The following is a 25,158-nucleotide window of genomic DNA, read 5'->3' as shown; positions in this document are numbered from 1 at the left end:
CGCCATTTTTGGCCCCCCTGTTTACGCCCGCCGCACTGACAAAGGTCGTGCCATCATGGCATGGCGACCCAAGCCCGGACACTATTGCGTGTAGCGATCTCTAGGGTTCGCTTGTCGCGCTCTAGGCTCTTGTTGTTACGCATGTCGCTACCGCAAAACTGCGGCACACTTTGCCCGACATGCTTTAAAGTGTTTTAGGCTCAAACGGGGTCACCGAAACAACTCTATCTCTTTGTTTTCACGAATTTTCTGACGAGAAAGCTCTTCGCACTTTCCCCAAAAGCGCTCTATTCTTCCTTTGACGACAGAGTAAAGGTCAGGAGCCATCGGGCATGGACAGTTTTAGCGAGCACTTTTTTCCATCGAACGACGGCTTGCGGCTCTACGGGCGTATCTATGGTCACAGATCACTCGAAGCTGGCGGCTCTTTGCCCGTCGTTTGCCTTGCCGGCCTCACGCGCAACAGTCGCGATTTCCATTGCCTCGCACTGCATCTCTCATCCCCGGTCGGCGGCTCGCGCACTGTCGTCTGCCTCGACTACCGCGGCCGTGGACAATCGGAGCGCGATCCGGACAAGAGCCACTACAGCATTCCCGTCGAAACCAACGACGTTATCACGGCCTGCCATGCGCTCGGAATTGAGAGAGCGGTTTTCATCGGAACTTCCCGCGGCGGCTTGATACTGCATCTGCTCGCACAACAGATGCCGTCGCTCATTGCAGCCGTCGTGCTAAACGATATCGGCCCCGTGATCGAACGTGGCGGATTGCTGGCAATCCGCGACTACCTCAATAACGGCAGCAGACCGCAGACCTGGGAAGATGCGCCGGCTCATCTTCGGGCCTTGCACGGCACCGAGTTTCCGGCACTTGGCGAAATCGATTGGCGCGACATGACGAACGCCATTTACCGCGATGAAAACGGATATCCGGCCCCCGACTTCGATCAGGCAATTGCAAAGCAGCTGCTGCCGCTCGACGCCAGCACTCCCCTGCCCGATCTCTGGGAGCCCTTTCAGGCGCTCGGCCAATACCCTTTGTTACTCATCCGAGGAGAAAATACGCGGTTGCTGGCCGAAGAAACAGCCACCGAAATGCACCGTCGGCATCCAAAAATGACTTTGGTTACCGCATTTGGTCAGGGACACGCACCACTGCTGCATGTCGGCGACCTCAAGCAAGACATCGCTGAATTTCTGGAGACTACTGCATAACTCCATAAATCGGAATCGATTTACGGAGAAAATTATGCAGCAAATGTAAAGCGTTACAGCGTCCTTTGCGCGTCATACTTGACGCGCGGCGCTGTAATGTAGGCGGTGCTCAAGGAGGGTCGTGACATTCATCGCAACGAAGCCGGCTCCACCGACCTTTGCACAAAAATGAAAAAGCCCGGCTCGAAAGCCGGGCTTCTCTAATCTGACCGAGGTCAGATCAGATTAGAAGTCGCGCTGCAGGCGGACGAAACCAAATACCTGGTCTTCGGAACCACCGTTGATGGTGTCCTTGTCTTCGTACTGAACCGACACGCGGGTCGCCAGACCTTCGGTGATCGCGTAGTCGAGGGTCAGACCAGCGCGCCACTTGTCGAGGCCGCTGTCGAAGTCGTTGCCATTCTGCAGATCGCCGAAGTACTGGGCACCGGGGGTGATCTTCAGCTTGTCGGTTGCCTTGAAGGCGTACGACGCAGCAACGGTCCACTCGGATTCAGCCCAGTAAGCGTTCGGGTTGGAAGCCCAGATACCAGCGAGCTGGAAGGTGCCCGGACCGAGGTCTGCCGAAAGCAGAGCGCGGATCGCGCCTTCTTCAAGTTCGGTGTCGAAGCCGCCGAGCAGGTCGAAGGAAACGCCGCCAACCGAAGCCGAAACGATACCTGCAACGCCGAGGCCGTTAGCCTTGGTGGTAGCAGCTTCGAGTTCGTCGAGCGAGATACCAGCCTGGAACGAGCCACCGTCATAGAGGTAGGCGATCGAGTTGAACTCGGTGTTGTTGCCGAGCGTGTCGGTTTCGCCGTTCAGACCCTTATCCCACCAGCTGTAGAAGAAGCCAGCCTTCAGGCCGCCGAGCTGGATGTAGGCTTCATCAACGTCGATCAGGCTGTCGCCAGCGTCGCTGTCTGCATCAGCATTGAACTCAGCAGCGAAGAAGCCGGTGAGCGTGCCGTACTCGGTGTCGCTCTTGGCATCGAACGAGATGTAAGCGCGCGAGAATGCATCCCAGTCAGAGGTTGCCTGGTTACCAGGCACGCTTGCCGGGTTCCACTTGCTCGTAACCTTGTCACGACCGAAGTCGGTCTGGAAACGAACGAAGCCGCCGATCTTGAGGCAGGTTTCGGTGCCCGGGATGTAGAAGTAGCCAGTGCCGAAAGCGTCGCAAACGCGAACGTATTCCATGGGCTCCGGCTCGGCTGCGACGATTGCGTCGGCTGCCTGTGCGCCGGATACTGCTGCGAGAGCTGCAGCGGAGCCGAGAAGAAGGCTCTTGATGTTCATTTCTGACCTCCAGTCAAAAGTTTCAAACGGGTCTGGGTATTTTGCTGAAGGACAGCGTTCCCTGCCCCATCCCCAACGTTCAAGAAGTCGGACGATCAACCGCCCTTGCTTCCGGAGTTGAAAATACAAGACGCGGTCATCGGCGCAACGTCCAACTGGCGAGATCAGGTGCTTTGCATCGCCCTTCGCAGAACCCTGTTGCTGAAACGACACAAAATCGCCGCAGGCGGCCCGAGGAAATTAACAAAGGATTAAGAAAGCTCTTTATTCCCTTGGGTTTAGCCTATGCGAAAGGAACACTGCCTGTTTCAGAAAGAGGCAGAATGCGGCCGAAATTAAGGGGAAAGGCCCATCCGGGCATCAATTTGCTTGGAATAGACCCCGTGCTGCGTCGTCCTATTTTTCAGAATCGAGGTTGCCGACGGCTCTGGCCGCGACCGAATTCACAAGAATCAAAAGCGAGATTCGCTGGCAACCACTCGCGACGTCTGATTCTCGATCGGAAGCGACGGGCTCACCGAAAGAAGAAGTTTCATGAAGACGAACGCATAGCGCACCAGGAATTCATGCCGGCTGATGATCGAGCAGATGCCACACGAGAAGTCCGGGATGCGTCGAAGCAACAAGCCGCTCACTTATACCAAAGCTCATTGGTCAGACCCATGCGCCCAGGCCCACATGCCGATGCACATGATTTTGGATGGCTGGTTCTGGAGCTTTTGCCATGCGCTCGACCACGACGAGCTTTGCCGACGCATACCGGCCCGCCTTGTCCATAATGAGGATAGCATAGGCATTGTCGGCGCCATGGCGGGATATCTCGACCAGATGCTGGTTCATGGCGTGGGCATCACACCAAGGCGTGACCAGGGCTGCGGCCTTGCCGGGCCTCGGGCAGATCGCACCTGGGATGGAGGCTGGTCGTGTGGGGCAGCGTTCGATGGCTTGAGCCAAAGCCGCACGCTGATCGTGGTTCAACAGCGACGACTTGTCGGGAGCTTTGCCCGTTGGCCAACCCGTCGAGACTGCGTGCATTGAAGCACATCCCCACAGTCACGCACGATCTGCAGGGTCACACTGCCCAATCGGGCGGCGTCTTAGCGCGAACCGCCGTCATGGATTGAGGCGAGAGCCAAGAGCCGACGAGCTTGGCTGGCATCCTTTGTCTGTCGGGCAGAAGACGCAGCCTCCATCAAAGTCCGCCCGCAAAGAAGCCGCTGAACCCTTCGCAATCCTCCCGTTTGCACTGCCGCTTCAGATTCGTCGGGTTTTGCGAATCCCGTCAGTCAATAGCAGTGAGGTTTGGTAATATCCGTGGTTACTGCAGATCGTACGCGCCGCTTCCGCTCAAGAATCGATACGAAGATGCCGCCAAGCGGGATATCGCGTCGGCGCCGGACCCCGTCTCCACAAGGGGCATAATAATCGCGCTGATAACTCCGCTCGCTGAGCCGATGGCGTGAGCGGATTAGGAGACGATTACGTCGCCAAATTCTTCCACAGCTTCTGCGACCAGATTCCAGCTCGCGCGCGCTTATTGAATGCCTCGGGCAATACCGGGGTAGGCAATCTTCGTTTCAGGTTAGCCCTGCAATCGGCGCAGAAGCACACCCAATTGTTCGGCCGACGGGCAATCCTCAAGGAATCGCCGAATAGGGACGCTACCTCCGCCTCGGTTTCTCACCTCGCTCGGGCTGGAGCCGAAGGCTCGCTTGAATGCACGACTGAACTCCGCCCCGTCGCTGAAACCACGCTCTTCAGCGATCTGGAATATGAGGCGCCGATCGTTGGGATCGGTCAGCGCGGCACAGGCGCTGAGCAGCCGACGGTGCTGAATGAAATGCATCACCCCGCCGAAGGGCTCGAAAAGGTTGTAGAGCCGCGTGCGCGAAATGCCGAGCTCCCTGCGCACCATCTCGCAACCGAGTTTCGGGTCGAGCAACCGGCTTTGTATCAGTTGCCGCGCTCTTTCGAGAAGGACATTGGCGATCGGCCCCTCCGCCGCTTCGATATGCTCGGCGGATGGCGACACACAAGCAAGGATCATCGCGCGCGTGGCTGCGACAAGTCCAGGAAGATCGGCCTCAGTGAGCATCGGCAGACGCTTGGCCACATCGACAAGATAGTCCGAGAGCAACCGCCCCATGCCGGTCCCAACCGCGGAAAATTCTGCCGAGCCAAGGATGGCCGCCGTCTCAAGGGAATGGTCGCGCGGCACAAAAAGCATGAGCATCTCGCTTTTGTCGACCACACCGGCAAAGGAGCGACCAAGCGAATGAATCTGTACTTCACCCGGACCCGCCGTAAACGCACTCCTTGCCGCGTCGGTCCGGATCGATCCGGACAAAAGGACGGTCATTGTCCAGTGGTCGACGGGATCCCGCCGAACATGTCCAGGCAGACTGGAAAATGCGAGGCGGTCGGTGCTGATTTCTGCAAGGACAAGACTGCCGAGGTCCCAAAGTTTCTGTCGCCCCTGGAAGTCGCTCGTCGTTTCGTCGATCTCGGTTAGTTCAAGCATGGGCGAGAAGCTGTTGCGCCACGCGGCAAATTGATCCGATCGTGGTAGGCCAGCGGTCGAAAATTCGAAGGACGGTAAAAACTGTGCCTTCTTCTTCACCGGTTTCGCGCTAACCGTTTCGCAAGCGGATGTCTCGTGCCGCTCGTCGTCAAGTCGTCTCTCAAGCAACGGGGCATACGTCATGGCACTTTCAGTTGTCATCGCGTCACCTTCCAGTTGGCCGATGGCAAGACGCGATCGGCCGCAGAACGTCGAAGAACTCTCGATTACTGAAAATAAGTCGTCTTTGACCCCACCCCCCGTCGCTACATCATGGTGCTGCAGCCAATTTTCGCCCGCCTCATAAGCGCAGTTGGTACGCAGCCTGCCTGCCTAGCATTTTACACCATCGATTTCGGCTCATCGCGCTGAGGTCGTCGAGCCGGCTGTTTGTTTTCCACGGGTGTCTAAGGCGATTTGTCATTTACCCGCGACAGATATCCCCGCCAGGCTCTCAGCCGACGTCTCCGCATATTGGACGTGCCCCTCTCCGGCAGTCGCTTTGCCTCCCCCCTGTAACCTAACCTTTTCGGCCGTGCTTCTCAACCGTCAGATGCAGGGTTACTTTATTAGCATCGCTACGACGTGGCTTTGTTCGCGACAAATCGATCACGCGCGCGCCTTCACGACCCACTCTCCGTTGCGGCCTTTGAACTGCTCGACAGCAATGTCGCGATCCACTTTCCAGACGGCGTGCCCGCGCAATAGACGATGAACGCGATCAGCATCGGCACGCCTATGAAGGCACCTGCGATACCCCACATGAAACTCCAGAAAAATACCGCGAAAATAACGGCAAACGGGGATATTGACAGCGAAGCTCCCGTCAGCCTCGGCTCCAGGTAGCTGCCGATGATGAATTGGATGACGTTGAGGCTCGCAAAGATGACCGCCGCGGTCTGCCACGAGTCAAATTGGGCGATGGCGAACAGCGTCGGAAGTGCTGTGGCAACGAACGGCCCGAGAAAAGGGATGTAGTTGAGAGCGAATGCGATCGCGCCCCACGCAGTGGCAAGCTCAAGTCCCGCGCCCAGCGCAAAGAGCCATACCACCAACCCGGTAAGAATGCTGGCAAACGTCCGGACGATCATGAAGCGGCGCAGCTTTGCTCCGATCACCCGGTTGGCAGCCAGGATGCGCATTCCGTAAGGCTGAGCGGCGGGCTGGAGCAGGCGTGCATTGAAATCTTCAACCTCGAGCAGGCCGAGCATGATGAAGATGAAGACCAGCAAGGCGAAACCGGCGAAGCTGTTTAGTCGCCCGGCCATACCCTGCACAAAGCGGACCAGCCAGGTGACATCGAAACGGTCTGCCAAGGGGCCGGCGACGGCGACGCCATGCCCTTCCAGCCATGTTGTCCAGTCGACATAGATCGCCTGGAAGCGGTCAGCGTTGACGAAGAGCCACTGAGCAAGCTTGCCGAACCCCCACGCCACCGAAGACCCGATGACGACGATCACGACCATCGTTGCGACAAGTGTGATCAGAAGGGCCAGAAGCTTTGGCAACCAGCGCTGTAACGTGGCCTGGAACGGCCAGACCAGCGCAATGGTCAGCAAGGAAAAGATGAGCGGCGCAAAGATGGATTGCGCGAAATAAAGCAAAGCAAGTACCAGGATACCGGTCGTTGCCGAACCGATCGTGCGACTGCCACCTGCTTCCACCATACCCGCCCCTAAAACTTGTTCCGATTTCCCGAGTCCGCTTCAGGGAACCAGGAGGTTGTCGTCGCACGAGCCGACCCAGAGAGCAGGCGTGGCGCGACAGAAATCCCGCCCCGCGGGAACCGCGCCAGTGTCCTGACCCGCCCCCGCGGAACGCGCGATAAATTCGATCAATGAAAACTAGCCGGCCGCGGCGGTCTTTTCCAGCGCGTCGCGCAAGACCTGTTCCTTCGTTTCGTCGAGCGAGGTCTTGAGCACGACACCGCCGTAGGGTGCCAGTTCCTTCAGCACCTTGTCCGCGGTCATCTCCTTGATCAGCACGAACAACGCCCCGTTGCCGGGCTGAAGATTGGCAGCGAGATCCTTCATGAAGGCGTCGTTGATACCGACGTCGGTCAAGGCGCCACCAATGGCGCCGGATGCAGCGCCGACCGCGACGCCCACCAGAGGATTGAGAAACAGAACACCGATCAGCAGCCCCCAGAAACTCCCCGACGCTGCGCCGGCGGCGGTCATGTTGACCATCTGGTTCAGCTTGATCTTACCGCCTTCGGTCTTCGTGGCGATGACAGCATCCCCGACCTTAATCAAGTATTCCTTCTGCAGTTCGAACAAGCGCTGGCGCACTTCCTCAGCTTTCGCTTCGGTTGGGTAAACAACTGCAATCAAATCCGACATGGTTACTCCCCTTAAACAACACTCTTAAAAGAAAAAATGAAATCAAATCATAGCCGGGAATGTATCGACGGAATTAGCATAAAATCCCGCGGCTTGGCATTGCGTCTCTTTCTCTTGCCCTCGTGGCTGCGCCTCGGCGCTCATCGCACCGGGCACAAAACCGACGGAGGGTCCATACTTGCACCAAGGCCGGTCAACATCCCACTTACCGTCACGCCCCGGCCGCAACCGGCTCGGCCTTGGCAGGCTCTGCCCGGTCGGGCTCAGCCTCGGCGGGAATGCGAAACCACAAGACGTAGAGCACCGGCAGAAAGATCAGTGTCAGCGCCGCAGCCACCACCAGACCGCCGATGACGGTAAAGGCAAGGGGCGACCAGAACGGATCGCGGATGATCGGCAGCATCCCGAGGACGGTCGAACCTGCCGTCAGGAAGACCGGCCGCAAACGCTGCCCAGTGACGTCGATGACACTCTGCCAGGTCCGGCCTTTTTCTTCGATCGCAAGGTCGATCTGGTCGATCAGCACCACGGAGTTTCTGGTGATCATGCCGATGAGTGCGATCATCCCGAGAACGGCGATGAAGCCTACCGGTGTATTCGTCAACAGCATGATCAACACCACGCCGATGAGCCCCAGAGGCACGACGCTGATGACAAGCAGCAGCCGCTGAACGCTCTGCAACTGGAACATGAGCACGATCAGGATGATGACCCCCATCACCGGAAGCATCTCGACGACCGACGCAAGCCCATCGTCTGCGCCTTCGACCGCCCCGCCGACCTCGATCTGGTAGCGCGGATTGGCCTGGCGCAACTCCTCGATCTTGCCTGCCGCAGCCTCAACGACACTGGCGGCCGTCACGCCCGAGGCCGTGTCCGCCTGGACGGTGATGTTGGTCGAGCTGTCATGACGCCAGATGATCGGTTGTGTCGTCTGGTAGTCGATCGTGGCGATGCTGGAGAGCGGCACCGTATGATTGGGGCCGACCGGGATCTGTAGCGACCGGATCGTGCCTATATCGACGCGCTCCTCTTCCGTTGCCCTGGCAACGACGTTGATGAGATAGATCGAGTCGCGCACCTGTGTGATCGGAAGGCCGGAGGCCGTCGCAAACAGGGTCTGGGCAATGACGGAGGAATTGAGCCCCACCAGCCGGGCGCGGTCCTGGTCGACATCGATGACAATCTTGCGGATCGGTTCATTCCAATCGAGATTGGGCTGAACCACACCAGGCACCTTGCTGAGCGCATCGGCAAGCTGCCAGGCGACGTTGCGGACACCGGGAATATCCGGTCCGATCACGCGATACTGAACGGGCCAGCCGACCGGCGGCCCCATTTCCAGCGGCGAGACGCGCACCAGGATATCCGGCAGCCTTTCTTCGAGTGCCTCCTGCAGGCGTGCCTGCAACGCCTCGCGTGCGCCAACGCTTTTGGCGATGACGATGGCCTGGGCGCGGGACGGCGCCGGAGGCTGCAGCGCCATAGACAGATAGAAACGAACCGGGTCGGAGCCAATGTAAAAGCTCCAGTCTGCCACATCCTCGTCGGCGGCGAGAATCTCCTCGGCCTTCGACACGTAGTCGGCAGTGGCCTCCTGCGATGCGCTCTGCGGCAGCGTCAGTTGCAGGATAAGCTCGGGCCTGTCGGACGCCGGAAAGAACTGCCGCTTCATGGCAGACGATCCCATCAGCGCCACCACGAACATTGCGACAGTGGCAAGGACCACCACAAGGCGCATCTTCATGCAGGCATAGAGGAAATTCTTGAAGCCTCGCAGCACCGCGCCATCGGGCTTGGGACCGGTTGCGGTTCCCGATTTAAGAACGGCAAGACCGATGATCGGGGTCAAAAGCACGGCCACCAGCCAGGAGACGATGAGCGCGAAGCCGATCACCAGGAACAGCGATCGCGCATATTCGCCCGAAGAACTGCTTGCGAAGCCGACTGGAATGAAGCCGGCGATCGTCACCAGGGTGCCCGCAAGCATTGGAAATGCGGTCGACGTATAGGCGTGAGACGCTGCCTGAATGCGCTCATAGCCCTGCTCGAGCTTCGCCATCATCGTCTCGACGGTCACCATGGTGTCGTCGATCATCAGCGTCAGAGCGATGATCAGCGCGCCGAGCGAGACGCGCTGCAGCGCGATCCCGGCAATATCCATGAACAGGAAGGTCAAGGCCAGGACAAGCGGAATGGAGACGGCAACCGCGATGCCGGCGCGCACGCCAAGAGCGAGGAAGCTGACACCGAGAACGATCACGACCGCCTGACCCAGCGATGTGGTGAAGCCACGAATAGCCGTCTTGACCACGGTTGGCTGGCTCGCCACATGCGAAAGGTTGATACCGATCGGCAGATCGTCCTCCAACCCTCGCATCGTTGCATCGATGTTTTGGCCGAGTTGCAGAATGTCGCCGCCCGACGCCATGGAAATGGCGATGCCGATTGCCGGCTTGCCCTTGACGCGAAAGCGTGGCTGCGGCGGGTCCACCGTTCCCCGTACCACGCTGGCTATATCGCCCAGGCGCACGAACCCAGACGTCGTCGGTATGTTCAACTGGCGGAGAGTGGCCTCGTCGGCAAGGCTGCCGGACACCTGGAGAATGGTGCGATCCTGAGGGGAGGTTATGAGGCCGGCAGGCAGAACCGCGTTCTGCGCCTGGATCGTACCGATCACAGTTGCCGCACTAAGGCCGAGGCTTGCCAGCCGCTCGGTCGAGAACTCGATGTAAATCGTCTCGTCCTGCGTGCCGATGAGCTGAACCTTGCCGATATTTTCAAGCTTGAGCAAGCGATTGCGAGCCTCATAGGCCCAATCGCGCACTTCGCGATCGCTGAAGCCCTCCGAGGTGAGGCCGTAGATGATGCCGAACGTATCGCCGAAGTCATCGTTGAAGAATGGCCCCCGCACGCCAGCCGGCAGCGTCGACACCATGTCACCGACTTTCTTTCGGGCCTGATACCAGGATTCGCCCACCTGGTCAGGCGGTGTCGCATCGTCGAGCGTGACGTAGATGACCGACTGGCCGGCCGCTGTCATGCTGCGCAGATTGTCGAGGTTCGGCACTTCTTCCAGCGTCCGCTCGAGACGGTCGGTAATCTGGTCGATGGTCTGTTCGATCGTCCCGCCCGGCCATGCCGCGGAGACGATCATCGTCTTGAATGTGAACTCCGGGTCTTCGTCGCGACCCAGATTGACATAGGCAAGAATGCCCGCAAGAGCGCTCAGAAGCACGAGAAAGATGACAAGGCTCTGCCGCTGGATCGCCCAGCCCGATAGGTTGAAGCCCTCGTTCATTCTGCGCTTCCTTCAAGCAAGCGGACAGGCATGCCGGGACGAAGCTGCTGCACCCCGGCAACGACGACGTGGTCTCCGCTTGAAAGACCCTTGGTCACGAGGAAATCCTTCGTGTCGAAACGATGCACCTCGACCGGCACAAGCTTGGTCGTCTTGCTTGCGTCGTCGACGATCCAGACGGCGCTCTGGTTGCCCTCGCTGAACAGCGCCGAGATCGGCAGCCGCGCCGCCGGCTCGCCGGAAAGCCGGATCGAACCGCGTACGGCACTACCGAAACGGAATTCATCTGGCGCGGTGTCAAGCCCGACGCGCACCGTGAAGTTGCGCGTGATTGGATCAGCTGTCGGCGAGATCTCCCGAACCGTTCCCGTTGCTTTGATGTTGGGATTGCTCAGCAGTTGCACGTTGACGCGCGCGTCGCCTCCGGTGGACTGGATCGTGGCCTCGGGCACCTGGAAGACGGCATCGCGTGTTCCGAGCTGCGCAACGCGCACCACCATCTGCCCACCGCCGACAACCTGTCCCACTTCGCCGCCGACCGCGGTGACGACGCCGGCAGCGTTTGCCTTCAGTATGCGGTTGTCGAGATTGGTCTGGGCGATCCGCAGGCCAGCCTTCGCGGCATCGACGCCAGCCTGTGCCATGCTCGCCCGAGCAGTCGCGGCCTCCAGGACCTGCCGGGTCGTGGTGCGCGGGTAAAGTTGCTGCTGCCGTGCCCGGTCGGCCTCGGCATTCTGGAACTGAGCCTCGGCCGAGAACAGGTTCGCTTCGGCCTTGCGCACCGCGTCCTGAGCATCCTCGGCATCAAGGCGCGCGAGAACGGCCCCGACATCGACAAGGTCGCCGACCTCAACGTCGCGCTCCCGGATCTCGCCGCCCTGCCGGAAGCTGAAGCTGGTTTCGGTGCGTGGCCGAATCTCGCCGACAAGCGATCCGTACGTATCTTCGGGATTGAACGAAACGGCCACGGTTCTGACAGGCCGTGGCGGCCGCTCCGCGACGTCGTCCTCGCCCTGGCAGCCGACCAGAAAAAAGGCAGCCAGCACCGCGGCAGACACTCCGAACGCAGCGCGAGATCTCGATGCAGCAGGACGTATTTTCATGCGCTATTTCCCCGAATGCTTTACTGGCGCGACGGTTCGCCGCCACGCGTGGATGATTGAAGAAATAAAATAAAACCAATTTGATAATGGCGGCTCATAGAGCGGGATGCATCATGTCTTACGCGGTGAGCGTTGAAACCGTTCGACGACTGAGATCGCAGCGGAGGGCCGGAGCCGGCGATCACCCGCGCCAGGAACGACCTGGCCCGCAGAGCCGCATTTGCGAAGAAACGAGGCTGCGAGAAACCGCGCCCGTCGTTCATCAATGCGTCTGTCATGGTGATCAATGCGAAAGGTGGAAGTCGTGAGTAGGAACCCAAGTCATGATGCTCCCTTAAACGCCCGGATCCGCTCGCCCCTCTCCCTGGAGGCCGAAGGCGCACTGTTCCGTCCAGAACTATAGTGCGCATCAAGAAGCGAAGTGATCAGCATAGAATCCCGCAAACAGGCATGCCGTCCAGATATTCGGGTCGCCTGCGGAGAAGAGTTCGTCTCGCACAGGATTGAAACATTGTAATTTTTTCATCCGAACGACACAAAACGCCGGATACGGAGAATGCACACGGAACTCATCTTCCGCACCCGGCGCGGATAGCTTAGAACTACGAACTGCTTCGCCCCGTGCGCATAGCCCGCGCGAGAGCGATCCGAACCAATTGTCTGCGAGGCGCTTTGCTGTTCACAGATCTGGAGAGCTTGCCGGTGGAGTTGAGACGAGCCGTGTCCTCGATGCGATTTTCCGTCATCGTGATCATGCTTTTGGCCCTCGCCGGCTGTGGCGGACCACGTGCAGTGCTCGGTCTTCCCGTGGCAGCTTCATCCGGTGCAGAGCCCAAGGCAATCGTGCCGATCTTCGTCGCAACCACACGCGCGCCATCCGGCAATCTTTCGCTGCCCTTTTCCGCCGAGCGGTCGAAGAAGCTGAATTTTGCGAAGCTCGATATCGGAATTCCACAAAACCATGTTGCCGGAAACGTCGAGAAAAGTGGCCGCGTCCCGGATCCAAAACAGCATTTCTCGGCAAGGACGTTCCAGCCGATCGACCAGCGCCAGGAATTCGTCAGACAATTGAACGTGGCGCTGGCGCGGCGCGCGCCCGAAAACCGCGAGATCTTCATCTTCGTCCACGGTTACAACAACAACTTCGCCGACAGCGTCTTCCGCAATGCTCAGATCATCTACGACTACAACATCAAGTCGGTTTCGCTCCACTACGCCTGGCCATCGGGAGCGGCAATCCCTCTGTATGTGTTCGACCGCGACAGCGCCCTGGTCGGTCGGCGCGGACTTGCCGAAACAATCGAGATCGCTGCACAGACCAATGCCAAGAGGATCATCCTGGTCGGTCATTCGATGGGTGCCTATGTCGTCACCGAAGCCTTGCGCGATCTGGCCCTCAGAGGCCGCACCAGCACTTTGAAGCGCCTGGGCGGCGTGGTCCTGGCAGGGCCGGATATCGACGTCGATGTGTTTCAGAGCCAGCTTGAAGACATCGGCGACATCCCCCGGCCGTTCACGATCGTCGTTTCACGGCGTGATCGCGCGCTTGGAATTTCGCGGCGCTTGGCAGGCGGTCACCCACGGGTCGGTAGCGGTGCCGATATCGAAATGCTGCAGGACAAGGAGATCGCGGTAATCGATGTTTCGGACGTCGACGGCGGCACGCACAGCGTCTTTGCCACGTCGCAGACGCTGATGGATGTCGTAAACAACGATGCCTTGATGCGCAACGTGCTCAGGGAGGAAGGGGCTCCGGCGGGACAGACCATGCTCGCCGACGGCGCATCCGTCATCGAGGGCGCAGCAAGGCTGGTGATCTTTCTTCCGAGCCGACTTCTCGGCGGGATGGCGCAAGCCGCCGCCGGGCAGTAACCGAACTTTGTGCAATTGGCTCGCTGCGGCTCCGCCCTTACGACGAGCCCTTGCCTTTCAGCCCGCCGTCAGTCGCAGAGTGCCGAGCAGATACAGAACAATCACGTAGCAGAGCACCTGAAGCGCATAGGTCTGGCCATTGCCGGTGTAGATCCTGCGGACCAGTCCGGCCAAACCGATGGTTAGACTGCAGACCCCGTCCCACACGAAGTTGGCAACCGGTGTCACGAGCGGCGCAAAGACGAGCCGATAGAAGCCGTAGAAATGCGAGGTGCTCACCGGAATGGAGCGCCCCCAACCGGCTCTGTAGATCAACAGGAACAGCGCGAGCAGAACGACAGCGGCCGCCACGCTGAACGCCATGACGGGAACTGGGTTCCAGTAGCCATAGATCGTCTCGAGCGACATGCCCTGCCAAACCAGCGTTGAAGCAAAATAGGGGTCAATGGCCGCGGACACGGGATCCATCAGCAGCTTCGGGAAGAAGGACAGCACGAAAATTGCCAAAATCAGGACGAACTGCGGGACGAGCAACGGCCACGGCGCCTCCCGCACCTCCTCATAAGCGGTTTTTTGCGGTCCGAGGAAGATCGAATAGGCCAAGCGAAACATGTAGAGGAAACCGATAAACGTCGCCAGAACGCCAACGATTGCCAAGCCATACCAGCCCCTGTCCGTCATCGCGCTCAACAATAACCATTTGCCGCCGAAGCCGGCCAGTGGTGGCAGGCCGGACATCGAGATCAGGGCAATGACAACGGCTGCAAAAGTGAGTGGCATCTTTCGGGCAAGGCCGCCGGTCTGATCGAGCAACCTGGTGCCGGTTGCCAGGATGACGCCGGCGGCGGCGAGAAACAGGATGCCCTTCACCATCAGATGGTTGGCGACGAGATAGAACGCCGTTACCCAGCCGAGGTGACTCATCAGCGCGATCGCCGTGATGATATAGCCGATCTGACTCATGCTGGAATAACCGAGCATGCGCTTGATGTCGCTCTGCTGAAGCGCCATGACGGCACCCGCAATGGTCGTCAGAAGCCCGATCCACCCCATCACATGCGCCATCTCGAGCCCGACTTGCGAGCGAATGGCAAGATAGGTGACCATGAACAGGCCGAAGACAGCGACCTTGCTGATGACGGCAGACAGCATTGCCGACAGATCATCATCGGCCTCGGCGTAGGCCCCCGGCAGCCAGACATGAACGCCGACGGCGCCGGCCTTGATCAGGAAACCGATTGCCAGGAGCATGAAGGCCGGAGCCGCATCCGGGCCGGCCGTGGCAAAAGCCGCGAGCGCGGTGGTGCCGTTGGCGGTGGCGGCAATGCCAAAGCCGGCGAGCAGGCAGAAGGCCGACACCAGCGAGAACAGCAGGAACTGCAATACATAGGGATGCGCCTCGCGCCTCTGCGCGATCAGGAAATAGGAGGAAAGCGTAATCAATTCCCAGTGGAAGAAGAATTCCAGGCTGGTGGCGGCGCGCAGCAGGCTGGCGATCGACAGCAGCAGGATGGCCATCATCGGATAGAACCCGCCACGAGCATCGGAGCGATAGAGGCTTGCGAAGGCGATGACCAGCCCGCCGGCAAGAAGGAGCACGGCAAACAGCCGGCGCAAACCGTCGATATCACGAACGATCCACCAGCCGACAACCAGCACGGCCGCCAACATCAGCACGCACTTGGCCCGCCCGGGAAGCCAATCGAGCATGTAGAGACCCACCCCGACGACAAGCGGAGCAACCAGCAGCAGCGACGCCGCACCGGCCAGGCTCGCCGCAGCATAGCCGCCCGCAAACAGCAAAGCCGCGCAGACCAGCACGGGCACCAGCCGACCCGGCGTCGGACTGATCTTCGTTTCGCCCGGCAGCGGGCGCGTTGCCTGCTTGAACCAGCGGAACATATAGGCTGCCTCGAGCAACGACCCGACCAGGATGACGGCAATCCATATGTATCGCTCGCCCGCCGCTGCCTGCATCACGAGTTCCCATTTCGCCCAGAAGCCGGGAAATGGCGGCAAGCCGGCAATCGCGACTACGAACACCGCAAGGATGGAAAGCAGGACGGGATTGCCTGCGACATCGGACCAGCCGTCGACCTCGCGCCTCTCGACAATCCCGGCGAGCCAGAAAAGGCCGGCCTTGGCAATGAGATGGTTGATGAAAAGGCCACCGACGACCAGCGGCAACGCCTGTTCAGCGCCAAGCTGTTGCAGCAACGCGAGTGCAAGCGTGAGAAGGCCCATTTGCGCGATCGAGGAATAACCGAGCATCCGTTGGACGCTGGTTTGCCTCAATCCGACAAGATTGGAGAAGAGGAAGGTTATCCCGCCAGACAGAGCGAGCATTCCGAGATGGTCTTCAAAAAGCGGCAGCAGCTTGAAGAGCGCGAAGAACACGCCGGCCGATACCCCAACGGAGACAAGTGCCGCAATCCCGCTGTTCGCAGTCTCGTAGACATCGAGCCCCCAACCATTTGCCGGGAATGGCTTCAGCTCGAGCACCAGGCAGGAAAGAACAAGCAGCAGCGCCGTTACCCCGATGGGGCCGATGATCAATGCTCGGTTCGCAATCATGTCATCGATGTTGAGCGTACCTGTCACATGGTAGAGCAGACCCGCGCCGAGCAGGAAGAAGGACGAGGCGAGCACCGTCGCCATGATGTATTTGAAGCTCGCAGCAAGCGCTGCCGGCGTCCGCTCGAATCCGAGAAGCCCATATGTGCCGATCGATACGATCTCCAGAAAGACGAACTGGTTGAACAGATCGCGGGTCATGACCATGCCGTTGATGCCCATGGTCAGGATCAGGTACAGCAGCAGGGCCGGATAGCTCGCGTGCAGACGTCCCCAAAGATGCCAGGCGCCAAGCATTGCAACGACGTTGACGCAGACGGAGAAAAATCCCTCCCACGGACCGAAACGCAAGTTGATCGAGAACGGCGGCACGCTGCCGGCGGTCAACACCTCGATTGTCGATCCGCCATGATGGACGCTCCACAGGCAGACGCCTGATATGACCGTCATTCCCAACAGGGCGATGATAAACCCGACCGCCGGCAGCGGCTTGGCGATTTTGTACAGAAGGGGAATGAGAAAGCCGCCGCCGAGGCCAAGCAGAAAAATGTTCAGCGGCTGGAACAGGCTGTCTACCATTTCGACTCCGTCAGCGCGTCGATCGAAAGGGTTTTTCGCGTGGCGTGAAGCCGGATCGCGAAGGACAGCATGATCGCCGTCACCGAAAAGCCGATGACGATGGCGGTCACGACCAGGGCGGCGGGGATTGGATCGACCGTGCGCGTGGCCGCTTCCTTTATGCCGAGCGCCTCATCGATGATCGGTGCGGTGCCGCCGGTGATGTAGCCTGTCGCCACCAGAACAATGTGCATGCCGGTATCGATCAGCGAAAAGCCGATGATGATGCGCAGGATGTTGCGATGCCTCAGTATGCCCCAAAAGCCGATCAGCACGAGGAGAAACCCGGTCGTGAGAAGTATCTGTGATATCGGCACTCCCATGCTGACCCTTGCCTCCCATGGCTCAGTTGCGGAACCGGTCGATGATGACACTCAATTCCGCGCCGACCTTGATACCGAGAAGGATCGATATCAGCGGGATAGCCCCGGCACTCACTAGTGTCCCGAAGTCGCCAAGCGGCAGAATATGGCTGTCGAGAAAGCCACCGGCGAAGACCATGCCCAGGATACCGATGCAGACATAGAAAACGCCGGCAAGCGTTTCCGTGATGCTGAGAAAACCATGGTGGAGAGGCCCAGTGGGATAGGCGAGCATCATGAGCATCACGCCGGAGGCAACCACCGCCCCTCCCTGGAAGCCACCGCCTGCCGAAAGGTGACCGTTCATGATCACGTAGATACCGAAAAGGAAGATGAGCGGAAGCACCACCTCGGCACCGTTGCGCACCAGTTCGCTCGGCCCCTGCCCTTTGCCGCCCATTGCGGACATCAAGTGCGGCTTGTCACCCGGTTCGCTTGCCAGAATGACGCCGACACTCGCCGCCACCATGAAAAGTACCGCGACCTCACCCAGCGTATCGAAGCCCCGAAACGAGATCAGAATGCCGGTGACGACATTGGCGGCACCGAGGTCTGCCGGAACCTCGGTCAGGTAGAACGTCGCCAGAGCCGACAATGTCTGGCGCTCACTATAACCGGCGACCAGCCCGGCAAAGATGACGCCAAACCCGGCGACAACGAACAGGATGAACAGGCGCCTCATGAGGAACCCTTTGCCGCGGAGGCGTCATTCTCGTCCCGCAGCGCGTCAACGACTGTTGTGCGAGCCATCGGCGTGCGGATCGAATGGGCGGCGCGTGACAGCGCATGCGACGACAATGGATTCGTCATCAGAACGAAATACGCGATGATCAGCAGTTTCAGAGACCAGTCGGGGTGGTAAATGCCGAGACCGGCAAGAACCAGGATGTTGCCCAGCGTCGAAGCCTTGGTTCCCGCCTGGATGCGTGTGAAGACATCGGGCATGCGCAAAAGGCCGACACCCGCGGAGAACAGGAAGAATGCGCCGGCGAGGATCACGATACTGCCGATCAGTTCACTCATCCGTCACGTCCCCGCCGGTTTTGCGGATCGCATAGAGGAAAATCAAGGTCGCAAGGCCCGAGCCGATTGCGGCCTCGGCCATGGCGACATCAGGCGCGGCAAGGAGAACATAAGAGGCGGCAGCAAACAGGCTTGCGAGCCCGGCGCTGACCATCGCAGCCATGAGGTTGTTGAGCACGACTGCAAGAACGCCGCTCACCAGAATGCTGCCACAGACCAAAAGGATCAGCGTTTCGAGCATGATCAGGGCCCCTTCTCCAGATAGCGAGCAATGGCGAGGACCGCGAGGAAGCTCAGCAACCCATAGACAAGGGCGACGTCGATGTAGACGAAGCGCCCCGAAATATGGGCGTAGAGCGCAATCAGCGAGATCGTCACCACCGACAGCATATCGATGGCAACGACCCGGTCGATCGTGGTCCGCCCGACAACCAGCCGCACCACCCCAAAGACGATGCTGAAGAAAATCAGAACGACAGCGATCTGCAGGATGATCTCAGCCAAAAACCGCTCCCAGGTGCTTCTCGAAGGGTCCGATGATCATTCGGGTCGCCTCATCCGGGTCGGTGGTCTTCACGTCAAGCCAGTGAATGAACAACGCATCGCCCTGCAGGTTCATGACAAGCGAGCCGGGTGTCAGCGCGATCGAATTGGCCAAAGCCAGGCGGCCTATCGGCGACCTGAGCGGCATCTTGACCTTGACGATGCCGGGGCGGATATCGATCCGCGGCGAGTAGACGTAGCGCAGCATCTCGATATTGGCTTTGACCAGCTCGACCAGGAAGACGCCGGTGTAAGCGAGAAAATGGAAAGCCTTGCGCGGCGTCAGCCCAATTCTCCAGACATCGCCGCGGCGCACGAATATCGCGGCCAAGGCCAGCGAGGCCAGCGCGCCGGTGACGACGATCGGCGGCTCGACGGAGGAATTGATCACCAGCCAGACAACGAACAGAAAGCCCCAGAGAACGATCAGGCTCTCCGGAAATCCCACTGGTTGTCGCTGCGTTGTTCCTTGGTCTTCTTGCATCGCGCAGGCTTTCGGCAGGTGATGAAGGATTGGTAGCGCGCACTCAAGGCAGGCAACTCAACTCACGCTCCCCTACCGGCTGGCCTTAATCCGAATGGCGCGCATGAGGCGGTCCGGATGGGCATTGATGCATTATTTCGGTAGCTTAGCATCGCCTGGGTCGAACTGTGATCGGCACTGAATCCAGAAACTTTGCTTCTGGTCCGATACGCCGCCGCATCCTTGCGCTTTTCGACACCCAAGGTCGCCTGCGGCAGCCAACACCTCTTGACCCGCCCTCAAAACGGGGAAATCAATCGCTGACAATACCAGCAGCGAACCGGCAACGCGCCGCGCGATCAAATGGTTCGGTCGTCGCAGCCCGCTGCGTTGGAGGGCCTGTTCGGGACAACTGCGGTTCGCATCGCCTGCATCGATGCGGTCTGCGTTACGGCAAGACCGCGCCCGGGATCCGGTAGGGATAGGTGATAGGGGATAGGGCAAGCGCCATGGCGGAGGAAACGATCGCATGAACAGACGCGTCATGACTGCCTGCCAGCCGGAGCGAATGCCACAAGCGGGCTCGCGTCGGCCGACCGAGCGGCAAGCCTCCACAGGTTGCGCAACACGGATGCGAGGCTCATGAACGAAAAAGCCCCGGAGAATGCTTCTGCCGTTCCCGTCGCCCCGACCGCTGCCAGTTTCCATCCCCTTAGCGCAGCCGAAGCCAAGGTCGTTGCGCACCTGCAGCTCGGCGACTTCGACAGGCTGGGTGACGGCTTGCGGCCGGAGCGGGAGGACCCCGAGCGGATCGTGCGCGCGGATCTTCTGCGACTGCTCATTCTTGGCAAGGACGGCCTGCGTCTGCACGAGAAGGGGCTGCGGTTGAGCGGAGCCTGGATCACCGGCATTCTCGACCTCGAGGGATGCCGAATTCCCCGCGACATCGGTCTTAAGGATTGCCACTTCGAAGCATCCCCGGTGCTGCGCTCCGCCATCATCGACAACCTGTTCCTGGATGGCTCGGCCCTGCCTGGATTGCAGGCCGAGCGGCTCGAAGCACGTGGCTGCCTCTCCCTGCGCAGCGCAACGATAACCGGCGAAATCCGGATCCCGGGCGCGCGCATCGGCGGCAACATCGAGGCGGACGGCGCGTCGATTTCGGGATCTTCAGGAATCGCGCTTGACGCTGGTGGACTGGAAACCCGAGGCGGCATTCTCCTGCGCGGCGCGAATGTGCGCGGCGGGATCAACCTTTCGGCGGCTCGCCTCGACGGCGACGTCAACGCGATGGGGGCTAACATCGAGCGCCCCGGCGAAATTGCCTTGAACGGCGACGGGATCGTGGCAGGGGGCGACCTTGCCCTTCGAGGCGCCACCATCATCGGTGAAGTTCGCGTGCTGGGCGCCCGCTTCGGTGGAGACGTCGATTGCACCGCGACGTCGCTCTCGCAGCCCGGCGGCTATGCCTTGAGCCTCAACCGCACGACGATCGCTGGCGCGTTCTTCCTGCGGCAGAACGCGTCCGTTGTCGGTACGCTCGACCTGACGGCCACGACGATGGGAGCGATCGACGACGAACAGGCAAGCTGGCCGCAGCGCGGTGATCTGTTGCTGAACCGTTGCCAATACGGCGCCTTCATCGGCGGCCCAGTCGATGCGGCAAGTCGGCTCGACTGGCTGTCACGGCAAACCCCGGATCGATGGAAGGCGGATTTCTGGCCGCAGCCGTACGAGCAGCTTTCAATGGTGCTGCGAGAGATGGGCCATGACGAGGAGGCCCGCGCCGTTCTGATCACCAAGGAGCGCCTGCAACGGCGCGCGCGCCGGGCACGCACCCGAAGTCCGGTGTTGCGCGCCATGCTGGCCACCATAGACGCCATACTGGCAGGAACACTCCGCTATGGGCGCCAGCCACTGCTGGCACTCGTCTGGCTTACGCTTTTCTGGGCGATCGGCACGGGCGTGTTTGCTGTCGCCTTCCAGAATGGCGCGATGAAACCGAACAGTCCGGTTATCCTGCGGTCGCCTGAATGGACAATGTGCGATATCGAGCGGAGCGAAAGCCGCTATATGCCGTCAAGTGCACAGGTCCTGGCCGGACGTGCGGATGCCGGGGAGAACCAGCTCTCCTGTTTTCGCAAGCAGCCGGAAGCTGCCAGCTACCCGGAATTCAATCCGACAATGTATTCGCTGGATGTTCTCCTGCCGGTGCTGTCGATCGGACAAAAGGAATTCTGGCGAGCGAACTCGTTGAAGCCGACAGGCACATTCACCTTGAGATACTACTTTTTCCAATCGGTCATAGGCTGGGCCTTGAGCCTTCTGGCCGTGGCCGGGTTCTCAGGGCTGGTCAAATCGAAATAGGCTGATCGCGGGCAAGCGGATCGATGCGGCCCGCTTCAGGCCGACGCCGCTCGCCGCTCTCGAGCCGAACAAGACGGGCGGCGAACACCCCCCGTCCTGCTGCAGCGCCGCGCGCCTTTCTGGATGCGCAAAGGGCGCGGCAGCGCTTTGATTGCGGCATGTTCTGTCCCTGAAACAGCGACGGTAACTCAAGCGGGCTGCAGCGAGCGAACGGCAGATCAGTCGCCCGAGGTTGCTCCCCCGAAGATCAGAAGCGCCAGATCAACGGTACGATGAAGACGGAAACGACGAAGAACCAGATCAGCAGAGGCAATCCGAGCTTCCAATAATCGGTGAAGGCATAACCACCCGGCCCCATCACCATCAGGTTGGTCGGCGTTGCAATGGGAGTGAGAAACGCGCCGGCGGCCGCGACAGCGGTGCTCATGAGCACCGGACGCGGGGAAATGCCCATGGCCGTCGCTGCCGCCACGCCGATCGGGATAACGATTAGTGCGGTTGCGGTGTTGCTGATCAATTGTCCCATGATCGCCGTCAGGACGAACAAGCCGGCGAGCAGTGCGATAGGGCCGGCATCCCCGACGAGGTTGACCAAATGCTCGGCCATCAGTTTTGCTGCTCCCGTTTGCACCATGGCAGTGGACAGCGGCATCATCGCGCCAACGAGGATCACAGTCGTCCAGCCGACAGCGCGATAGGATTGCTCGACACTCATGATCCCCGACAAGATGATCGCACCGGCGGCGAGCAGGCCGGCCACTGCGGGCGGCACAAGGCCCGTCGCGAGAAGCAGAACCATAGCGAACAGGATGATGACCGCCTGGCGTGCGCCCGGTCCCATCGGAACAGCTTGACGGCGGACGAGCTCCGGCGAATTGACCACCAGCACGTCCGGATCATCCAGGTGAACGTCGAGCGCCTTCCAGGTTCCCTGCAGAAGCATCGTGTCACCGGCCTGCAGCACCATGCCGCCTGCATCCTTGGTCGCGCTTCCGGCTGCGATTTGCGCCCCGGCGCGCTGCACCGCCAGAACGATCAAGTCGCCGCTGTCGGTAACCATGCCCGGAAAGACCGTTTCGCCAATGAGCCCCGAGCGTGGCGGGATGACGACTTCAGCCAGGCCCGAACTGCGATTGAAGAGCGTTTCCTCGCCTTGACCTGCCACCTTCTCGTCGCGAAAGGCGAGATGCATCTCGGCGGCGAATACGGCCGCACTTTCAGCCTCGCCGCGTACAAGGAGATGATCCCCCTCGGCCAGTTGCTCCCGCCTGATCGGACCGGCCGTTTCGCCCTCCTGAACGGCAACGAGTTGCAGTCCTGGGTAGGCAGAAAGATCAATCCCGGACGATGATGCGCCCACGAAGGGCGAGCTTGCGCGCACCCGCATCTGATAGATACCGCTCGCCAGGCCATATTGCTCGACGAGCGTCTTGGCATGCTGACTGAAGTCGGCAGGCATGGTTGCACCGTTGCGCTCGGGCAGAAGCTGCTTTCCGAAAAGCACGATAATCGCCATCGTCCCGGCCAGAAGCGGAACGCCCACAAGGGCGAACTCGAAGAAGCTGAAACCACGCCCTTCCGCATCGATGGCCGCTTCCGACACCAGCACGTTTACCGGCGTTCCCGTCAGCGCGAGCATGGAGCCGGCGTGCGCCGCAAAGACGAGCGGCATGAGCAACTGCGAGGAATTCCGCCGAAGGCGGACAGCGATGACGACCACCACGGGCAGAAGCGCCGCGACGGCACCGTTGACGCTGATAAGCGCAGTGAGAAGCGAGACGAGCACCATGGTCAGTAGCAGGAGGCGCGTACGGCTTTCTTCGCCGGCGCCGCGGATCAGCAGTTGCCCGGCCCAGGCCGTCACACCGGTGACCTCTAGCCCCGAGCTGACGACGAAGAGCGATGCGATAAAGATGACGGCCGGATCACCAAATCCGCCAAGCGCCTGACCAAGTGTGAGAACGCCAGTCGCCCACAGCGCCAATGCGGTCAGCATCGCCACGAAGACAACCGGTAGCTTGTTCCAGACGAACAGAACGACGGCAACGGCGATGATGGTGGCGGTGTATGCTATCGGGCTCAATCGCTCCGCTCCTCATTTGGCCCCTTCGGGCCGTCCAAACCACACAGCCGCGCTGACCACGCAACGTCGACATACGCAATGCGTCCGGGGAGTTCGCCTCGAGAAGCCATCTGCCTCCGAACCTGACGTGGCCGTGATGACTGTCAGGTCAAGGATCGGCCGCAGGGCGCCCTCGTCCACAGGCGAACAGCCCATCGAAACAGCTAGTCATCCAAGGTCGCCATAAGGATACCCAAGCGGCAGCCTTTCTCGTACTCCTTGAGATTGACGTACTCCTTGATGGTATGAATCTCGGCCTGGCCGGCACCGATCGTGATTGTCGGCACGCCGTGCTTGTCGAGCCAATTGGCGTCCAGGCCGCCATTGGAAAAGACGTAAACCGGCTCGATGCCGAGGATTCCCATCGCCTTGGTCGCGCGCTTTACAATGGGTGTGTCCTTACCCAGTTCGAACGGCGGGTAAGACGGCTTGTGGCTGAATTTCACCTCGGCCGTGTCGCCCTTGTCGTCCGTCACCTCGCTCTGCGCCTTCGTGAAGGCTTCCTTATAGCCGTTGGCGATTTTCGTCGCGAAAGCAGCTTCGGGGCTGCGCGCCTCGCCCTTGAGGAAAGCATAGTCGGTGACGACGTTGGTGGCGTCGCCGGCAGGCTTGTCGTTCTTGCCGCCGAAGATGCCGATGTTGCTCGTGCCTCGGCCGTCCGGCTTGACCACCTTGCCGAACCAACCGTTGCGCTTCGCCTCGGCGAGCGCCATCGCTCCGACCAGCGTCGCCGAGATACCCTTCTCCGGCGCAACGCCCGCATGCGACGCCCTGCCCGTGATCTCGACTTCCCAATTCTCCTGCCCGACCGCACCCACGATCAGATCCGAAGCCGATTGGCCATCGACGTTGATGCACATGACCGCGCCATTGAGATCAGCGGGGTTGAGTTCCCTTGCACCATGGAGCCCGCTCTCTTCACGCACGGTGAACAGCAGGGTGATCGGTGGATGCGGCAGCTTGTGCTTGATCAATGTCTCCGCAACAACCACAAGAAGGGCAACGCCGGTGCGGGCGTCGCCGCCGAGCGCGGTTGTGCCGTCAGATACGATGCGGTCACCCTCACGCCGCGGCTTGGCGCCGGCACAAAGCGGCACCGTGTCGAGGTGCGTGGAAAAGAGCAGCCGTGGTCCGGGCCGTGTTCCCGGAATATCAACGATCAGATTGCCCGTTTCGGTCGGCAGCGGAATGCGCTTGTTGACGTCATCGAAGCGAATGGCAGACTCCGGCACCCCGATTTTCTTCAGGGCGTCACACACAGCCAGACCGATGTTCTTTTCCTGTCCGGTAACGCCCTCTACCGAGAGGAATCGCATCAGATGTTCTTCCGCTGCGGCGACGTCGAGAGGAATTGAGATGTTGCTCATGATATCCATCCGATTGTTTGCATAGTGTTTCGATCAGACTTTCCGAAGC

The 25,158-nt window shown here is 60.2% G+C and carries 19 protein-coding genes; 3 read left to right on the top strand and 16 right to left on the bottom strand.

Going from position 1 to position 25,158, the window contains the following annotated elements; translation table 11 throughout:
* Window positions 1-332 precede the first annotated feature (332 nt).
* Entirely contained in the window at window positions 333-1,214 is an 882-nt protein-coding gene (locus HT585_RS05305) for an alpha/beta fold hydrolase (protein ID WP_176351916.1), read from the top strand.
* Window positions 1,215-1,439: 225 nt separating this feature from the next.
* Here the strand turns inward: HT585_RS05305 and HT585_RS05300 are convergent, their stop codons facing one another.
* The 7 genes from HT585_RS05300 to HT585_RS05270 all read right to left on the bottom strand — a co-directional run bounded on the left by HT585_RS05300 (window position 1,440) and on the right by HT585_RS05270 (window position 11,798).
* Window positions 1,440-2,492: a porin gene (locus tag HT585_RS05300; RefSeq protein WP_176351915.1), complete on the bottom strand. Its 1,053-nt coding sequence runs from the start codon at window positions 2,490-2,492 to the stop codon at window positions 1,440-1,442.
* A gap of 654 nt (window positions 2,493-3,146) precedes the next feature.
* A complete protein-coding gene (locus tag HT585_RS05295; RefSeq protein WP_176351914.1) occupies window positions 3,147-3,527 on the bottom strand; it encodes a hypothetical protein in 381 nt (126 codons plus the stop codon).
* Window positions 3,528-4,074: 547 nt separating this feature from the next.
* Window positions 4,075-5,112 carry a helix-turn-helix domain-containing protein gene (locus HT585_RS05290; protein WP_343213930.1) on the bottom strand — a complete coding sequence of 346 codons (1,038 nt, stop codon included), beginning with the start codon at window positions 5,110-5,112 and terminating at the stop codon, window positions 4,075-4,077.
* 563 nt (window positions 5,113-5,675) lie between these two features.
* Entirely contained in the window at window positions 5,676-6,719 is a 1,044-nt protein-coding gene (locus tag HT585_RS05285) for an AI-2E family transporter (RefSeq protein WP_176351913.1), read from the bottom strand.
* A 177-nt stretch (window positions 6,720-6,896) separates the two neighbouring features.
* Window positions 6,897-7,394, bottom strand: coding sequence for a DUF1269 domain-containing protein (locus HT585_RS05280; protein ID WP_077503985.1), 498 nt, complete (start codon window positions 7,392-7,394; stop codon window positions 6,897-6,899).
* A 211-nt stretch (window positions 7,395-7,605) separates the two neighbouring features.
* Window positions 7,606-10,695: an efflux RND transporter permease subunit gene (locus tag HT585_RS05275; RefSeq protein ID WP_176351912.1), complete on the bottom strand. Its 3,090-nt coding sequence runs from the start codon at window positions 10,693-10,695 to the stop codon at window positions 7,606-7,608.
* Window positions 10,692-11,798 carry an efflux RND transporter periplasmic adaptor subunit gene (locus HT585_RS05270; RefSeq protein ID WP_176351911.1) on the bottom strand — a complete coding sequence of 369 codons (1,107 nt, stop codon included), beginning with the start codon at window positions 11,796-11,798 and terminating at the stop codon, window positions 10,692-10,694. The genes HT585_RS05275 and HT585_RS05270 overlap by 4 nt, the downstream gene beginning before the upstream one ends.
* 729 nt (window positions 11,799-12,527) lie before the next feature.
* Here HT585_RS05270 and HT585_RS05265 point away from each other — a divergent pair.
* The gene (locus HT585_RS05265; protein WP_176352192.1) at window positions 12,528-13,670 is read left to right on the top strand and encodes an alpha/beta hydrolase; all 1,143 of its coding nucleotides are present in this window, start codon (window positions 12,528-12,530) and stop codon (window positions 13,668-13,670) included.
* A 57-nt stretch (window positions 13,671-13,727) separates the two neighbouring features.
* Here HT585_RS05265 and HT585_RS05260 read toward each other — a convergent pair whose 3' ends face one another.
* Genes HT585_RS05260 through HT585_RS05230 form a run of 7 tightly spaced genes read right to left on the bottom strand, consistent with a single transcriptional unit; the run spans window position 13,728 to window position 19,274 of the window.
* Complete coding sequence (locus HT585_RS05260) at window positions 13,728-16,823, bottom strand: complex I subunit 5 family protein (protein WP_176351910.1); 3,096 nt, start codon at window positions 16,821-16,823, stop codon at window positions 13,728-13,730.
* Window positions 16,817-17,185, bottom strand: a complete 369-nt coding sequence (locus HT585_RS05255) for a sodium:proton antiporter (RefSeq protein ID WP_176351909.1) — start codon at window positions 17,183-17,185, stop codon at window positions 16,817-16,819. Before HT585_RS05255 ends, HT585_RS05260 begins: the two co-directional genes overlap by 7 nt.
* Before the next feature lie 22 nt (window positions 17,186-17,207).
* Window positions 17,208-17,906: a hydrogen gas-evolving membrane-bound hydrogenase subunit E gene (gene mbhE / locus HT585_RS05250; RefSeq protein WP_176351908.1), complete on the bottom strand. Its 699-nt coding sequence runs from the start codon at window positions 17,904-17,906 to the stop codon at window positions 17,208-17,210.
* Window positions 17,903-18,247, bottom strand: a complete 345-nt coding sequence (mnhG, locus tag HT585_RS05245) for a monovalent cation/H(+) antiporter subunit G (RefSeq protein ID WP_176351907.1) — start codon at window positions 18,245-18,247, stop codon at window positions 17,903-17,905. The genes mbhE and mnhG overlap by 4 nt, the downstream gene beginning before the upstream one ends.
* A complete protein-coding gene (locus HT585_RS05240) occupies window positions 18,240-18,488 on the bottom strand; it encodes a hydrogenase subunit MbhD domain-containing protein (RefSeq protein ID WP_176351906.1) in 249 nt (82 codons plus the stop codon). Before HT585_RS05240 ends, mnhG begins: the two co-directional genes overlap by 8 nt.
* A 2-nt stretch (window positions 18,489-18,490) precedes the next feature.
* On the bottom strand, window positions 18,491-18,751 hold the full coding sequence (locus HT585_RS05235; RefSeq protein ID WP_077503993.1) for an MrpF/PhaF family protein: 261 nt from the start codon (window positions 18,749-18,751) through the stop codon (window positions 18,491-18,493).
* Window positions 18,744-19,274: a Na+/H+ antiporter subunit E gene (locus HT585_RS05230; RefSeq protein ID WP_176351905.1), complete on the bottom strand. Its 531-nt coding sequence runs from the start codon at window positions 19,272-19,274 to the stop codon at window positions 18,744-18,746. Before HT585_RS05230 ends, HT585_RS05235 begins: the two co-directional genes overlap by 8 nt.
* 621 nt (window positions 19,275-19,895) lie before the next feature.
* Between HT585_RS05230 and HT585_RS05225 the strand changes: the two genes are divergently transcribed.
* Window positions 19,896-21,620, top strand: a complete 1,725-nt coding sequence (locus HT585_RS05225) for a hypothetical protein (protein ID WP_176351904.1) — start codon at window positions 19,896-19,898, stop codon at window positions 21,618-21,620.
* Window positions 21,621-21,867: 247 nt separating this feature from the next.
* On the opposite strand, the gene HT585_RS05220 is transcribed toward HT585_RS05225, so the two are convergent.
* Both HT585_RS05220 and HT585_RS05215 read right to left on the bottom strand, forming a co-directional pair.
* A complete protein-coding gene (locus HT585_RS05220; RefSeq protein ID WP_176351903.1) occupies window positions 21,868-23,703 on the bottom strand; it encodes an SLC13 family permease in 1,836 nt (611 codons plus the stop codon).
* A gap of 203 nt (window positions 23,704-23,906) precedes the next feature.
* Window positions 23,907-25,109 (bottom strand): M20/M25/M40 family metallo-hydrolase, encoded by a 1,203-nt coding sequence (locus tag HT585_RS05215; protein ID WP_425513715.1) that lies wholly within the window; start codon window positions 25,107-25,109, stop codon window positions 23,907-23,909.
* Window positions 25,110-25,158 lie beyond the last annotated feature (49 nt).

Source organism: Ensifer oleiphilus (assembly GCF_013371465.1).
Classification (GTDB): domain Bacteria; phylum Pseudomonadota; class Alphaproteobacteria; order Rhizobiales; family Rhizobiaceae; genus Ensifer; species Ensifer oleiphilus.
Note: the sequence above shows the minus strand (reverse complement) of the source record. Positions and strands in the feature narration are given on the sequence as shown.

Excerpts from the sequence above, each read along its gene's own strand:
- HT585_RS05305 (WP_176351916.1), top strand. The coding sequence starts at position 333 with ATGGACAGTTTTAGCGAGCACTTTTTTCCATCGAACGACGGCTTGCGG.
- HT585_RS05300 (WP_176351915.1), bottom strand. The coding sequence starts at position 2,492 with ATGAACATCAAGAGCCTTCTTCTCGGCTCCGCTGCAGCTCTCGCAGCA.
- HT585_RS05295 (WP_176351914.1), bottom strand. The coding sequence starts at position 3,527 with ATGCACGCAGTCTCGACGGGTTGGCCAACGGGCAAAGCTCCCGACAAG.
- HT585_RS05285 (WP_176351913.1), bottom strand. The coding sequence starts at position 6,719 with ATGGTGGAAGCAGGTGGCAGTCGCACGATCGGTTCGGCAACGACCGGT.
- HT585_RS05280 (WP_077503985.1), bottom strand. The coding sequence starts at position 7,394 with ATGTCGGATTTGATTGCAGTTGTTTACCCAACCGAAGCGAAAGCTGAG.
- HT585_RS05275 (WP_176351912.1), bottom strand. The coding sequence starts at position 10,695 with ATGAACGAGGGCTTCAACCTATCGGGCTGGGCGATCCAGCGGCAGAGC.
- HT585_RS05270 (WP_176351911.1), bottom strand. The coding sequence starts at position 11,798 with ATGAAAATACGTCCTGCTGCATCGAGATCTCGCGCTGCGTTCGGAGTG.
- HT585_RS05265 (WP_176352192.1), top strand. The coding sequence starts at position 12,528 with ATGCGATTTTCCGTCATCGTGATCATGCTTTTGGCCCTCGCCGGCTGT.
- HT585_RS05260 (WP_176351910.1), bottom strand. The coding sequence starts at position 16,823 with ATGGTAGACAGCCTGTTCCAGCCGCTGAACATTTTTCTGCTTGGCCTC.
- HT585_RS05255 (WP_176351909.1), bottom strand. The coding sequence starts at position 17,185 with ATGGGAGTGCCGATATCACAGATACTTCTCACGACCGGGTTTCTCCTC.
- mbhE (WP_176351908.1), bottom strand. The coding sequence starts at position 17,906 with ATGAGGCGCCTGTTCATCCTGTTCGTTGTCGCCGGGTTTGGCGTCATC.
- mnhG (WP_176351907.1), bottom strand. The coding sequence starts at position 18,247 with ATGAGTGAACTGATCGGCAGTATCGTGATCCTCGCCGGCGCATTCTTC.
- HT585_RS05240 (WP_176351906.1), bottom strand. The coding sequence starts at position 18,488 with ATGCTCGAAACGCTGATCCTTTTGGTCTGTGGCAGCATTCTGGTGAGC.
- HT585_RS05230 (WP_176351905.1), bottom strand. The coding sequence starts at position 19,274 with ATGCAAGAAGACCAAGGAACAACGCAGCGACAACCAGTGGGATTTCCG.
- HT585_RS05225 (WP_176351904.1), top strand. The coding sequence starts at position 19,896 with ATGAACGAAAAAGCCCCGGAGAATGCTTCTGCCGTTCCCGTCGCCCCG.
- HT585_RS05215 (WP_425513715.1), bottom strand. The coding sequence starts at position 25,109 with ATGAGCAACATCTCAATTCCTCTCGACGTCGCCGCAGCGGAAGAACAT.